Annotated in this window: 10 protein-coding genes; 5 read left to right on the top strand and 5 right to left on the bottom strand. The window is 74.1% G+C overall.

The window, feature by feature from the left end:
* Positions 1–61: 61 nt before the first annotated feature.
* Genes NX794_RS15465 through NX794_RS15445 form a run of 5 tightly spaced genes read right to left on the bottom strand, consistent with a single transcriptional unit; the run spans position 62 to position 5705 of the window.
* Positions 62–1372: a DUF58 domain-containing protein gene (locus NX794_RS15465; protein ID WP_258779100.1), complete on the bottom strand. Its 1311-nt coding sequence runs from the start codon at positions 1370–1372 to the stop codon at positions 62–64.
* Entirely contained in the window at positions 1372–2361 is a 990-nt protein-coding gene (locus NX794_RS15460) for an AAA family ATPase (protein ID WP_258779099.1), read from the bottom strand. Before NX794_RS15460 ends, NX794_RS15465 begins: the two co-directional genes overlap by 1 nt.
* Positions 2361–3560, bottom strand: a complete 1200-nt coding sequence (locus tag NX794_RS15455) for a DUF4350 domain-containing protein (protein WP_258779098.1) — start codon at positions 3558–3560, stop codon at positions 2361–2363. The genes NX794_RS15460 and NX794_RS15455 overlap by 1 nt, the downstream gene beginning before the upstream one ends.
* Positions 3557–4321, bottom strand: coding sequence for a DUF4129 domain-containing protein (locus NX794_RS15450; protein ID WP_258779097.1), 765 nt, complete (start codon positions 4319–4321; stop codon positions 3557–3559). Before NX794_RS15450 ends, NX794_RS15455 begins: the two co-directional genes overlap by 4 nt.
* Positions 4322–4334: 13 nt before the next feature.
* Positions 4335–5705, bottom strand: coding sequence for a DUF7847 domain-containing protein (locus NX794_RS15445; protein WP_258779096.1), 1371 nt, complete (start codon positions 5703–5705; stop codon positions 4335–4337).
* Between the two features lie 143 nt (positions 5706–5848).
* Here NX794_RS15445 and mtnA point away from each other — a divergent pair, with 143 nt between their 5' ends.
* The 5 genes from mtnA to NX794_RS15420 all read left to right on the top strand — a co-directional run bounded on the left by mtnA (position 5849) and on the right by NX794_RS15420 (position 12802).
* On the top strand, positions 5849–7006 hold the full coding sequence (mtnA, locus tag NX794_RS15440) for an S-methyl-5-thioribose-1-phosphate isomerase (protein WP_258779095.1): 1158 nt from the start codon (positions 5849–5851) through the stop codon (positions 7004–7006).
* Positions 7007–7110: 104 nt separating this feature from the next.
* Complete coding sequence (mtrA, locus tag NX794_RS15435) at positions 7111–7800, top strand: two-component system response regulator MtrA (protein ID WP_005316841.1); 690 nt, start codon at positions 7111–7113, stop codon at positions 7798–7800.
* Between the two features lies 1 nt (position 7801).
* Positions 7802–9901, top strand: coding sequence for an MtrAB system histidine kinase MtrB (gene mtrB / locus NX794_RS15430; protein WP_258779094.1), 2100 nt, complete (start codon positions 7802–7804; stop codon positions 9899–9901).
* Positions 9891–11726, top strand: coding sequence for an LpqB family beta-propeller domain-containing protein (locus NX794_RS15425; RefSeq protein ID WP_258779093.1), 1836 nt, complete (start codon positions 9891–9893; stop codon positions 11724–11726). The genes mtrB and NX794_RS15425 overlap by 11 nt, the downstream gene beginning before the upstream one ends.
* A gap of 227 nt (positions 11727–11953) precedes the next feature.
* Positions 11954–12802 carry a ComF family protein gene (locus NX794_RS15420; RefSeq protein WP_258779092.1) on the top strand — a complete coding sequence of 283 codons (849 nt, stop codon included), beginning with the start codon at positions 11954–11956 and terminating at the stop codon, positions 12800–12802.
* Positions 12803–12927 lie beyond the last annotated feature (125 nt).

The raw sequence follows: 12927 nt of genomic DNA, 5'->3' as shown, positions 1-12927 counted from the left end.
CTCTTTTGTGTCCAGGCTTTTGCGAGCGGCCCCGAGGGGCCGAGGCAAAAGAAGTGGTCGTTCAGAGCCGGCCTGCCGCCTTCAGGGCCAGATACGCGTCCGCCAAGGCCGACGCCAGGTCGTCCGGCGTCGCGTCCACCACCGTTATCCCGTGGCGGCGGAGCTGTTCCGCTGTGCGTTGTCGTTCGGCCTGTGCCGATGCCGCCGAAGCTGCCTCGTACACCGCGTCCACGCTGCCGCGTGCCTTCGCCATGTTCGCGATGTGCGGGTCGGCGACCGAGGCGAGGAGGACTGTGTGGCGTCGGGTGAGCTGGGGGAGGACCGGGAGCAGGCCCTCTTCCACGGGGGCCGCGTCGAGCGTCGTCAGCAGCACGATCAGGGATCTGCGGGACGCCGTACGCAATGCGGTGGCGGTCAGGCCGCGGGCGTCGGTCTCGACGAGTTCCGGTTCGAGGGTGGCCATCGCGTTGACCACGGAAGGGAGTACGTCGCCGGCCGAGCGGCCCTGGACGAGGGCGCGGACCCGGCGGTCGTAGGCGAGGAGGTCGACGCGGTCACCGGCGCGGGAGGCGAGTGCGGCCAGGAGCAGGGCCGCGTCCATGGCGGCGTCCAGGCGCGGAGCGTCGCCCACGCGTCCGGCGGAGGTGCGGCCGGTGTCCAGGACCAGAAGGATGTGCCGGTCCCGTTCGGGACGCCAGGTGCGGACGGCGACGGCGGACGTCCGCGCTGTGGCGCGCCAGTCGATGGAGCGGGTGTCGTCGCCGGGGACGTACTCGCGCAGGCTGTCGAACTCCGTTCCCTCACCGCGGGTCAGCAGGCTGGTGCGGCCGTCGAGTTCACGGAGCCGGGCGAGTTTCGACGGGAGCTGCTTGCGGCTGGTGAACGGGGGCAGGACGCGTACCGCCCACGGCACCCGGTGCGAGCCCTGGCGGGCGAAGAGACCGAGTGGGCCGTAGGAGCGGATCGTGACGCGGTCGGCGTGGTGGTCGCCGCGGCGGGTGGGGCGCAGTTCGGTCGTCACGCGCCGGCGTTCGCCGGGCGGGATCGTCAGGCGGTGCCGGGAGGCGTCGGTCTTCGTGCCGGGCTGTCGGCTGCTCGGCGGCCAGGCGTCGCGGAGCCGGGCTCGTAGCGGGCGGCGGCTCGGGTTGGTGACCGTGAGGGTGATGTCGGCGCTCTCGCCGAGGCGGGCGGTAGTGTCGCCGGCGCGGGACAGCACCAGGCGCCGTACCGGCGCGGCCAGCGCGAAGTCGCAGGCGCAGGCCAGGGCGAGGGAGCCGTTGACGGCGAGGATGCCCGTCCAGCCGGGTTCCAGGACGCCGACGGGGACCGAGCCGAGGGCCGCGAGGAGGGCGGCGCGTCCGGTGGGCGCCATCAGCGCGGGACCGGGACGTGGGCGAGGACGGCGTTGATGACGGAGTCGGCGGTCACGCCCTCCATCTCTGCCTCGGGGCGCAGTTGCACGCGGTGGCGCAGGGTGGGCAGGGCGAGGGCCTTCACGTCGTCGGGGATGACGTAGTCGCGGCCGGTCAGCCAGGCCCAGGCGCGGGCGGTGGCGAGGAGGGCGGTGGCGCCGCGCGGGGAGACGCCGAGGGTGAGGGAGGGCGACTCGCGGGTGGCGCGGCAGATGTCCACGACGTAGGCGGTGATCTCGGGGGAGACGGTCGTCTTGGCGACGGCGGCGCGGGCGGCTTCCAGCGCGGCGGGCCCGGCGACGGGGCGTACGCCGGCAGCGCCCAGGTCGCGTGGGTCGAAGCCCGAGGCGTGCCGGGTGAGGACGTCGATCTCGTCCTGCCGGGAGGGCAGAGGGATCGTCAGTTTGAGTAGGAAGCGGTCCAGTTGGGCCTCGGGCAGGGGGTAGGTGCCCTCGTACTCGACGGGGTTCTGCGTCGCGGCGACCAGGAACGGGTCGGGGAGCGGGCGCGGGGTGCCGTCGACGGTGACCTGGCGTTCCTCCATGGCCTCCAGGAGGGCGGACTGCGTCTTCGGCGGGGTGCGGTTGATCTCGTCCGCGAGGAGGAGGTTGGTGAAGACCGGGCCGGGCTGGAAGGAGAACTCGGCGGTGCGGGTGTCGTAGACGAGCGAGCCGGTGATGTCGCTGGGCATCAGGTCGGGCGTGAACTGGACGCGTTTGGTGTCGAGTTCGAGTGCCGAGGCGAGGGCGCGGACGAGCAGTGTCTTCGCGACGCCGGGGACTCCTTCGAGCAGGACGTGTCCGCGGCAGAGGAGGGCGACGACGAGACCGGTCACGGCGGGGTCCTGGCCGACCACGGCTTTGGCGATCTCGGCGCGCAGGGCCTCCAGCGCGGCGCGGGCGTCGCCCGGCTCCCCGGTCTGCCCGGCGTTGTCAGTGGTCGGGTCCATCATGGACGGCGTACCTCTCTTTCGAGGGCGTCGAGTTGGTCGGTCAGTGCGATCAGGGCCGCGTCGTCGCCGGGCGGCCGTCCGAAGAGCAGGGGGTGCAGGCGCTGTCCGTCGCCGGCGAGATGGGCGGACAGGGCGGGGAGCAGGGTCTCGGGCGCGTGCGCCTGGGCGACGGGGACGCCGACGAGGGGGGCGAGGCGGGTGCGGGTGGCGGAGCGAAGAGAGGCGGCGGCGCGGTCCCGGGCGGCTGCCTTGCGGTAGAGGCGGGCGCGGCCTTCGGTGGTCTCGGAGGCGCGGATCGCGACGGGGAGGCGTTCGGGCACGAGGGGGCCGAAGCGGCGGGCCCGCCAGCAGGCGGCGAGGACGGCCGCGAGGAAGAGTTGCAGGGTGCCCCACAGCCAGCCCGAGGGGAGCAGGTCGAGGAAGTCCTTCCGGTCGCCGTCCTCGGTGGCGGAGGCGTCGGAGAGCGAGGGGAGGTACCAGACCAGATGGGGGCGGGAGCCGAGGAGTTGCAGGGCGAGGGAGGCGTTGCCCTGCTCGTCGAGACGGTCGTTGTAGAGGATGTCGGGCGCGCCGAGGACGACGGTGTCGCCGGGGCCCGATGCGGCGGGGAGGCGCAGCAGGGTGGCGAGGCGCCGGCTGGGGTAGCAGGAGTCGGCGTCGAGGTGGGTGGTGCTGTAGCGGACGCCGCCGGTGTCGGCGCGGCCGGCGCGCCGGGCCTCGGGCAGGGCGCAGCCGGGGGCGAGGGTGGAGTGGAGGCTGTTGGCGGGGTCCGCGGCGACGCCGGGGGCGAGCCGTTCGACGGCGGCGCCGCCGGGGGCGACGAGGACGGTGCGGCCGCCGGAGGCCGTCGCCGTGTCGTGCAGCCGGGACTGCTGACGGGGAGTCAGCTGGTCGGGGACGGCGACCAGGAGGGTGGTGTCGGGGCCGGTGGCGGCGCGGGCGGCTTCGAGGGTGGTGACCACGCGGGTGTGGACGCCCCGGTCGGCGAGGAGTTGGGCGACGGCGCGGCTGCCGTAGGGGTCGGCGGAGCGCGGGTCGAGGGAGCCGTGTCGGGTGGTGGAGCTGATGGCGGCCATGCCGACCGCCGCGGCCAGGATCAGGACGACGGCGAGCGTGATGCCCCGGGACCGGGTCCAGAGCTGCCGGGCGGTGGGCGCGGTGGAGGTGCCGGGTGTGGCGGTGTCGGTGGTCGTCATCGGGCGGCTCCCTGGTGGGTGCCGTGGGCGGTGGCGGTGTGGGCGTGGGCCGGCCGGGTGTGCTCCAGGTCGCGGTCGAGTCCGGCGAGGCGGTCGTACGACTGCTTGCTCGCGCTGCGTCCGCCGTATGTGACGTCGTCGAACTCGCGGGCCGCCGCGCGCAGCCGGTCGGTGTGCGCGGGCAGGCTTCGGCCGGCCTCGGCGGCGGCCTCGTCGGCGGTGCGGCCGGGGCGGACGTCGAGCAGGGCGCGTTCCTCCAGGGCGCGGACGATGGCCCGCATGCGTTCCTGGACGGCCTGGTTCCAGTGGCCCTGGGCCGCGTGCGCGTCGGCGGCGGCGCGGTGTTCGGCGGCGCTGCGGGGGCGGTCGTCGAAGAGGACGGCGGCGGCGAGGGGACCGCGGCGTGGCGTGCCGAGGCGCCACCACAGGGCGGCCAGTACGGCGACGACGACCAGCACGACGACGGCCAGGCCGACACCGCCGCCGGGGGTCGCCGAGGCGGCGGTGCCGAGCAGTCTGCCGACCCAGTCCCAGAACGCGTCCAGGGCCCGCTGGATCAGGCTGGGGTCGTTCTCGTGGTACATCCGCTTGGCCAGTTCGCGCCGTGCGGCCTCCCGCGCGGGGTCACGCGGGACCGTCACGGGCGGCTCGTCTCCCGAGCCGCCCGCCGCGAGGACGACCGTGTCCGCGGCGCGCAGCAGGCCGCCCACGACCCTGCCGCCGACGCCGGATCCGGTCGCGGCCGGGCCGGCTCCCCCCATGAGGCTCACCCCGTCAGCTCCCCGGTACGGGGCCGGGGGCGCCGGTGGCGGGGTCCTGGACACCGGCGGCGCGGGCCAGTTCGAGGTCGAGGGCCTCGCGGCGGATGCGCTGGTCGATGTAGAGGAGCACGGTGACGCCGGCGCTGATCGGCAGGGTGAGCGTGGTGCCGATCAGCGAGCCGATGCCGCGGATGATCAGGAACGCCCAACTGACGTGTCCGGTCTCGGTGCCGAGGAGGTCGCCCATGCCGTCGCCGCTCACGGCGGCCCCGATGAAGGAGAAGGGGACGGCGACGAGCGAGGACACGATGTTGGTGATCAGCCAGGTGAGCAGCGCGATGCCGAAGACGCGCCACCAGGAGCCGTTCACCAGCTTCGCGGAGCGGCTCATCGACGTGAGGATGCCCTGCCGCTCCAGCATCAGGGCGGGCGTGGCCAGGTAGAAGCGGATCATCAGCCACAGGAGGACGACGAGCGCGGCGAGGATGCCGAGGATCAGCAGGGCCGCCCCGGCGCCGTCACTGCCGCCGGCGGCCAGGACGAGGATGCCGGGCAGGGTGCCCACGGCGCAGACGGCGACACTGATCAGGCCGAGCAGGAACAGCAGGCCGAACAGGCGGAGTATCCGCAGGCGGGCATCGCGCCAGGCCTCGCCCATGCCGGCCGGCCGGCCGAGGACGGCACGGCTGGTGATGGTGGTCAGCAGGGCGGTCGCGACGACGACGGCGACCGCGGAGATCACGGCGATGACCCCGGAGCCGATCAGGGTCTCGCGCAGCATCCGGAAGACCTCGTCGGCGCTGGCGGTGCCGTCCTGGAGCGAGGCCTGCGAGATGTCGTTCATGAGGAGGCCCTGCACGAGGACCAGCGAGGTCTCGACGAGCAGCGCGACCGTCAGGGAGATGCCGAGGACGGTGCGCCAGTAGGTGCGCATGGTGGAGACGGCACCGTCGAGGATCTCGCCGACGCCGAGCGGGCGCAGCGGGATGACACCGGGCTTGGCGGCGGGCGGGGGGCCGCCCCAGCCGCCGCCCCAGGCTCCGTGGCCGGGGGCGCCGTAGCCGCCGGGGCCGGAGGGGGGCGCGCCCCAGCCGCCGCCGGGACCGCCGGGCTGCCGGGGGCCGCCCCAGCCCTGGCCGGGCGGCGCGGGAGGGGGCGGCGGAGCCTGGCCGGGGGCTCCGGCGGGCGTGGACCACTGGCCCGGGGGTGGCTGTTCCTTGGACCACTTGCCGCCCTGGCCCTGCGTGTCGGTGCCCGGCTGTGCCGGGGGCTCGTTGGGGCCGGGGCGGTCGGCGGATGGTTCGGTGGGGCCGGACGCACCGGGTTCCCGCCCCTCGGGCGACGGGGCGGATCCGGGCGAGGCCCAGCCCGGAGTGTCAGTCATCGAAGAAGCTCCTTCTCGGTGCCCGTCCGCGGGCGTGGCGGCAGGTTGGGGGCCATCGTGCCATGGGCCGGTCACGTGCGGATCGGCCGCGGTAGGGGCTGGACACCTTCAATTGTCCGCCGGATACGGGGCAGACTGACCGCATGGCTGACCTGCAGGCGCGACCCGGTGAGGACAAGCGGCCGAGCGAGATACCGGCGATCCGATGGGAGGAACCACCCGAAGGCCCCGTACTGGTCCTTCTCGACCAGACGAGGCTGCCGGCGGAAGAGGTCGAGCTGGTGTGCACGGACGCATCGGCACTGGTGGAGGCGATCCGTTCGCTCGCGGTGCGCGGAGCACCGCTGCTCGGGATCGCGGGGGCGTACGGCGTCGCACTCGCCGCCGCGCGCGGCTTCGACGTGTCCGAGGCGGCTCGCTCGCTGGAGAGCGCCCGGCCGACCGCGGTGAACCTGTCCGTCGGGGTGCGCCGGGCCGAGGCCGCGCACCACGCGGCGCTGGTGGACACCGGCGACCCGACCGTGGCGGCCACGATGGCGCTGGCCGCCGCGCGGGCGCTGCACCGGGAGGACGCGGAGGCCAGTGCGCGGATGGCGGCGCACGGACTGGCGCTGCTGGACGAACTGCTGCCCGGCGGCGGGCACCGGGTCCTGACCCACTGCAACACCGGCTCGCTGGTGTCGGGCGGTGAGGGCACCGCCCTCGCGGTGGCGCTCGCGGCGCACCGGGAGGGGCGGCTGCGGCGGCTGTGGGTGGACGAGACCCGCCCCCTGCTCCAGGGCGCGCGGCTCACGGCGTACGAGGCGGCCCGCTACGGCATGGCGTACACCCTTCTCACGGACAACGCGGCGGGCTCGCTGTTCGCGGCCGGCGAGGTGGACGCCGTACTGATCGGGGCGGACCGGATCGCGGCCGACGGCTCGGTGGCGAACAAGGTGGGCAGCTATCCGCTCGCCGTCCTCGCGCGCTACCACCACGTGCCGTTCATCGTGGTGGCACCGCTGACGACGCTCGACCCGGACACCCCCGACGGCGCCGCCATCGAGGTGGAGCAGCGCCCCGGCTTCGAGGTCACCGAGATCGTCTCGCCACAGGTGCCGGTGACGGGAGCGGGCGGCGGGGTCCCGGTGGCCCCGCTGGGGACGCAGGCGTACAACCCGGCCTTCGACGTGACGCCGCCCGAACTGGTGACGGCGATCGTCACCGAGGAGGGCGCGGTGTCGCCGGTGACCGCCGAGGCCCTCACGGAGCTGTGCGCGCGTGCGCGGCGGGCGGCCGGAGGGGCCGGCGTCCTTCCCTGACGCCGGCGCGGCGGCCGGGGGCAGACAGTGACGGCTCCGTACGACTATCGTCACAGGCCAGTGAGCCTGCTCACCTGCACCTCTGTCGTCGTTACGAGAATGGGATGATGTCGTTTATGAAGGGACGAGTCCTTGTCGTCGACGACGACACCGCACTGGCCGAGATGCTCGGCATCGTGCTGCGTGGTGAAGGTTTCGAGCCGTCTTTCGTAGCTGACGGCGACAAGGCGCTGGCCGCGTTCCGCGAGGCCAAGCCGGACCTGGTGCTGCTGGACCTGATGCTGCCCGGACGGGACGGCATCGAGGTGTGCCGGCTGATCCGGGCCGAGTCCGGGGTGCCGATCGTGATGCTCACGGCCAAGAGCGACACCGTCGATGTGGTCGTCGGACTGGAGTCCGGTGCCGATGACTACATCGTCAAGCCGTTCAAGCCGAAGGAGCTGGTGGCCCGGATCCGGGCGCGTCTGCGCAGGTCGGAGGAGCCGGCGCCGGAGCAGCTGACCATCGGTGACCTGGTCATCGACGTGGCCGGGCACTCCGTCAAGCGGGACGGGCAGTCGATCGCGCTGACCCCGCTGGAGTTCGACCTGCTGGTCGCGCTCGCCCGCAAGCCCTGGCAGGTGTTCACCCGCGAGGTGCTGCTGGAGCAGGTGTGGGGCTACCGGCATGCCGCCGACACCCGCCTGGTCAACGTGCACGTCCAGCGGCTGCGCTCCAAGGTCGAGAAGGACCCGGAGCGGCCGGAGATCGTGGTGACCGTCCGCGGTGTCGGTTACAAGGCCGGACCGAGCTGACATGGCCGGGGACAGTGCCGCTTCGGCTCCCGGCGGTTCCGGGGCGCGTCCGGGGCGGCCTGTCGGCCGGGCGGCGGGTGCGCGGTTCCGGCGGCTGTTCGAGGGCGGGCTGCTGCAGGGCGGAGTCCAGGGCAGCCCGGTCCTCCGCCTCTTCCTGCGCTGGGTGCGCCGGCCGCTGCTGCCGGTGATGCGGCTGTGGCGGCGCAACATCCAGCTGCGCGTGGTCGCGACGACGCTGGTGATGTCCCTCGGTGTCGTCCTGCTGCTCGGCTTCGTCGTGATCGGGCAGGTGCGCAACGGCCTGCTCGACGCCAAGGTCAGGGCCTCGCAGAGCCAGGCCACCGGCGGGTTCGCGGTGGCCAAGCAGAAGGCCGACGAGGCGGCGGCCGGCACCGGCAGTGGCACCGGGACCGCGAGCAGCACACCCGACGGCACCCCGATCGGGGACGGACGGCAGCCGCAGAGCGTCATCCAGTGGATGAGCGACCTCGTGGAGTCGCTGTCCAGCGGCGGCGCGGGCGCCTTCGACGTGGCGACGCTCCCCGTCGGCGACGACAGCGGCGGCGGCCGCAGCCCGCGCGGCTCCGGGAACGTCAACCCGACCTCCAGCGTGCCCGCCGACCTGCGGGACCGGGTCAACGGCGGGACGACGGCCGCCCAGAGCTACACCGAGATCGTCTACGCCAACGGCAAGGAGTCGCAGCCGGCGCTCGTCATCGGCAAGCAGGTCAACGACCCGAACGGCCGGCCGTACGAGCTGTACTACCTCTTCCCGCTCACGCAGGAGGAGAAGTCCCTGAGCCTGGTCAAGGGGACCCTGGCGACCGCCGGGCTGTTCGTCGTCGTCCTGCTCGGCGCGATCGCCTGGCTGGTGGTCCGGCAGGTCGTCACGCCGGTGCGGATGGCGGCCGGGATCGCGGAGCGGCTGTCTGCCGGGCGGCTCCAGGAACGTATGAAGGTCACCGGCGAGGACGACATCGCCCGTCTGGGCGAGGCCTTCAACAAGATGGCGCAGAACCTCCAGCTCAAGATCCAGCAGCTGGAGGACCTGTCGCGGATGCAGCGCCGGTTCGTCTCGGACGTCTCGCACGAGCTGCGCACCCCGCTGACCACCGTCCGGATGGCGGCCGACGTCATCCACGAGGCGCGCGAGGACTTCGATCCGGTGACCGCGCGCTCGGCCGAGCTGCTCGCCGACCAGCTCGACCGCTTCGAGTCGCTGCTCGCGGACCTGCTGGAGATCAGCCGCTTCGACGCGGGCGCCGCAGCCCTGGAGGCGGAGCCGATAGACCTGCGGGAGGTCGTACGGCGCGTGGTCAGCGGCGCGGAGCCGCTGGCCGAGCGCAAGGGCAGCCGGATACGCGTGGCCGGTGACCAGCAGCCGGTGGTCGCCGAGGCCGACGCCCGCCGGGTGGAACGCGTGCTGCGCAACCTCGTCGTCAACGCCGTCGAGCACGGCGAGGGCCGGGACGTCGTCGTCAGGCTGGCCTCCGCCGGGGGTGCGGTCGCCGTCGCGGTGCGCGACTACGGCGTCGGACTCAAGCCGGGCGAGGCGACCCGGGTCTTCAGCCGCTTCTGGCGAGCGGATCCGGCACGCGCGCGTACCACCGGCGGCACCGGTCTCGGGCTGTCGATCGCGCTGGAGGACGCGCGGCTGCACGGCGGCTGGCTGCAGGCCTGGGGCGAGCCGGGCGGGGGCTCGCAGTTCCGGCTGACGCTGCCCAGGACCGCCGACGAACCCTTGCGGGGCTCGCCGATACCGCTGGAGCCGAAGGACTCGCGCCGCAACCGCGGCCTCGACGACGCCGGGCTGCCGCGCGGGGGCGGTGAGAAGCGGGCGACCGTGCCGGTGCAGCAGGGCGGCGCCCGGGCGGACGCGCTGCCCGCGCGCGGGCAGAGCACGCACCGGATGACCGCCGTCCCGGCCGCCGCCGATCCCGCCGCGCTGCCCGGCAACGGCAACGGCGCGCGGGTGGTGCCCCGCCCCGCCGCGGGCGCACGGCAGCCGGAGCACCGGCCCGCCGAGGACGCGGCACCCGGCACGGGTACGGTCGCACGCGAGGACTCGACCGAGTCAGGGGAGGCATTTCGTGGGCGCTGACCGCAAGGGGGGCGCCCGGCGGCGGCCGGGTCGCGCGGTGGCGTTCACCGCCTTGGGGGTCGTCCTGCTGGCCGGCTGCGCCTCGATGCCCGACAGCGGGGATCTGCGGGACGTGGAGTCGACGCCGCGGCAGGACACCGGCGTACGGGTGTTCGCCGCGCCGCCGGCCGACGGCGCCGGGCCCGGCGAGATCATGCAGGGCTTCCTGGAGGCGCTGACCAGCGACGACCCGCAGTACGACACGGCGCGCAAGTACCTGACGGAGGACGCGGCACGCGCCTGGCGGCCGGAGCGGTCGACCACCGTGCTCGCGAACGGGCCGAGTATCGAGACCGACTGCCAGACCGGCGGCCGGGAGGTGACCGACGGCGTCACCTGCGTCCTGGCCGGCACCCAGGTCGCCACGGTCGACGCGGAGCAGGCCTACCAGCCCGCCGACGGGCCGTTCCGCAAGAAGCTGCATCTGTCGAAGAGCGCCAAGACCGGGCAGTGGCGCATCGACGGGCTGCCCGACGGGGTGGTCCTGGGCAAGTCGGACTTCCAGCGCAACTACTCCTCCGTCGACAAGTACTACTTCGCCTCGAACACCGCCGCCGGGCCGAACGGACAGCCGGTGGCGGTCGCCGATCCGGTGTTCGTGCGCGGCAAGGTCGATCCCATGACCCAGATGGTCCGCTCGCTGATCAAGGAGCCCACCAGCTGGCTCAGGCCGGTCGTCAGGTCCAGCTTCCCCACCGGAACGGCCCTGCGGAAGGGCGTGTCGGAGCTGACGCCGGACGACCAGAACCGGCTGACGGTGCCGCTCAACCTCAAGGCGTCGCAGGTCACGGCGGGCAAGTGCACCGAGATGGCGACGCAGTTGCTGTTCACCCTGCGCAACCTCGCTCCGACGCTGGAGGCGGTCGAGCTGCGGGGGCTGGGTGATGGCCGGCTGTGCGAACTGACCGAGGAGCAGGCCGAGTCGACCGCCTGGCACGGTTCCGCCAAGCGTCCCGAGTACCTGTACTACCTCGACGGCAAGCACCGCGTGGTGCGGATGCCGACCGGCAGCACCGGGACCGGCGCGGTGCCGGTGCCCGGGCCGCTGGGCGAGGGCGGCAAGGAACTCCAGTCGGTGGCGGTGTCGCGCGACGAGCACTCCGCGGCCGGGGTCGGTGACGGCGGCAGGTCCCTGTACGTGGCGTCGCTGGCGTCGGACGGCACGCTCGGGCAGCCGCTGGTGACCAGTACGGGGGCGACCCCCGACGACCGCCTGACCACGCCGAGCTGGGACGCCCGCGGCGATCTCTGGGTGGCCGACCGCGATCCGCGCCATGCGCGCCTGACGGTGCTGGAGCAGGGTGTCTCCAAGCCCGAGGAGGTCTCCGTCCCCGGTCTGCCCGGCCGCATCACGGACGCGCGGGTCTCCGCCGACGGCGTGCGGATCGCGCTGGTGGTGGCGGCGAAGGACGGCAAGCAGTCGCTGCTCGTCGGCCGGGTCCAGCGCGAGGACGGCACCGGGCAGGGCATCTCGGTGGACGGGCTGCACTCGGCGGCACCGGACCTGGAGCAGGTCAGCGCCGTCTCCTGGGCCGGGGACAGCACCCTGCTCGCCGTCGGCCGGGAGCAGGGCGGGGTGCAGCAGATGCGGTACGTGCAGGTCGACGGCTCCACGCCGGACGGTCCTGCCCCCGGCGCGCTGCCGGGCGTGAAGGCGATCGCGGCGTCCGAGGACGAGCGGGTGCCGCTCGTCGCCTACTCGGACGACGGCCTCGTCCGCCTGCCGTCCGGGGCGCAGTGGCAGAAGGTCGACAAGGACGGGACGGCGCCGGTCTATCCCGGGTGAGCCGGTCCCCGGTCCGCCGCAGTGAGCCGGCCCCTCGGTCCGCTCCGGGTGAGCCGGTCGGCCCCGGGTAAGTCGGTCGGCCCCGGGTGAGCCGGTCCGGCCCGGGTGGGTCGGTCCGGCCCGGGTGAGCGGCGGCCGGGTGTGCCGCGTCCGGTGGGCGCGAGTTGTCCACAGGGGGTTGTCCACAGGGGTGGCAGCCCGGCTTCGGCGTTGGCACAGTGGAGGCCATGCGGGGCTGGTGGCAGGACCTCACCGACCTGGTGCTCCCGGCCGAGTGCGCCGGTTGCGGGGCGGCTCGGGCGGTGCTCTGCGGGCGGTGCCGGGCGGCTCTGGGCGGGCGCGCGCCGGGGCGGGTGCGGCCGGTGCCGGAGCCGGCCGGGTTGCCGGTGACGCACGCGGCGGTGCCGTACGCGGAGGAGGTGCGGTCGGTGCTGCTCGCCCACAAGGAGCGGGGCGTGCTGGCCCTCGCGGGAGCCCTGGGCACGGCTCTGGCGGGGTCGGTGAGGGCACATTCGAGCCAACTGCCGGGGCCCGGTCCGGCGGTGCGCGGTCCGGTCGTCCTGGTGCCCGTGCCCTCCGCGCGGCGGGCCGTGCGGGCGCGCGGACACGATCCGGTACGGCGTATCGCGCTCGCGGCGGCCGGTGAGCTGCGGCGCACCGGGACACCGGCCCGGGTGGCCGCCGTGCTGCGGCAGCGGCGGGCCGTGGCGGACCAGTCGGGGCTGGACGCGCGCCGGCGCCTGGCGAACGTCACGGGCGCCCTGGAGGTGGCGGCGGGCGGCGCGCGGCTGCTCGGTGCCGGCCCGGTGGTGCTCGTGGACGACCTGATGACGACGGGCGCCACGCTCGCCGAGGCGGCGCGAGCCGTGCGGTGCGAGACGGCCGGGGCGAGAGGAGCCGCATACGGAGCCGTATGTCGGGAAGGTAGGGGAGAACGACGGATCGGAGGACGACCGGAGTGCGAGAAGTGGATGCACGGTGCACCGAAAAGGGACGCGGTGAACGCCCCCGTTCCGTTCCTTCGCGCGGCGGTGATCGCCGCTCCGCGAGATTCTTTCGAAATAAACAGGAACTGAAGGTCAACTTGCTTCGTTGCAGGTGACGAGAGGCGTAATTCACCTGAATGGAGGTACGCCTCAGTAGAGGGTGACGACATCCGTCCGGGCGAGATATGTTCAGTTGTGAGGAAAGGCGCAGGCCA

Source organism: Streptomyces pyxinicus (assembly GCF_024753135.1).
Lineage (GTDB): Bacteria > Actinomycetota > Actinomycetes > Streptomycetales > Streptomycetaceae > Streptomyces > Streptomyces pyxinicus.
The sequence above is the reverse complement of the archived record's forward strand: the minus strand, read 5'-3'. Positions and strand labels throughout refer to the sequence as shown.

Excerpts from the sequence above, each read along its gene's own strand:
- mtrA (WP_005316841.1), top strand. The coding sequence starts at position 7,111 with ATGATGTCGTTTATGAAGGGACGAGTCCTTGTCGTCGACGACGACACC.
- NX794_RS15465 (WP_258779100.1), bottom strand. The coding sequence starts at position 1,372 with ATGGCGCCCACCGGACGCGCCGCCCTCCTCGCGGCCCTCGGCTCGGTC.
- NX794_RS15420 (WP_258779092.1), top strand. The coding sequence starts at position 11,954 with ATGCGGGGCTGGTGGCAGGACCTCACCGACCTGGTGCTCCCGGCCGAG.
- NX794_RS15460 (WP_258779099.1), bottom strand. The coding sequence starts at position 2,361 with ATGGACCCGACCACTGACAACGCCGGGCAGACCGGGGAGCCGGGCGAC.
- mtrB (WP_258779094.1), top strand. The coding sequence starts at position 7,802 with ATGGCCGGGGACAGTGCCGCTTCGGCTCCCGGCGGTTCCGGGGCGCGT.
- NX794_RS15455 (WP_258779098.1), bottom strand. The coding sequence starts at position 3,560 with ATGACGACCACCGACACCGCCACACCCGGCACCTCCACCGCGCCCACC.
- mtnA (WP_258779095.1), top strand. The coding sequence starts at position 5,849 with ATGGCTGACCTGCAGGCGCGACCCGGTGAGGACAAGCGGCCGAGCGAG.
- NX794_RS15445 (WP_258779096.1), bottom strand. The coding sequence starts at position 5,705 with ATGACTGACACTCCGGGCTGGGCCTCGCCCGGATCCGCCCCGTCGCCC.
- NX794_RS15450 (WP_258779097.1), bottom strand. The coding sequence starts at position 4,321 with ATGGGGGGAGCCGGCCCGGCCGCGACCGGATCCGGCGTCGGCGGCAGG.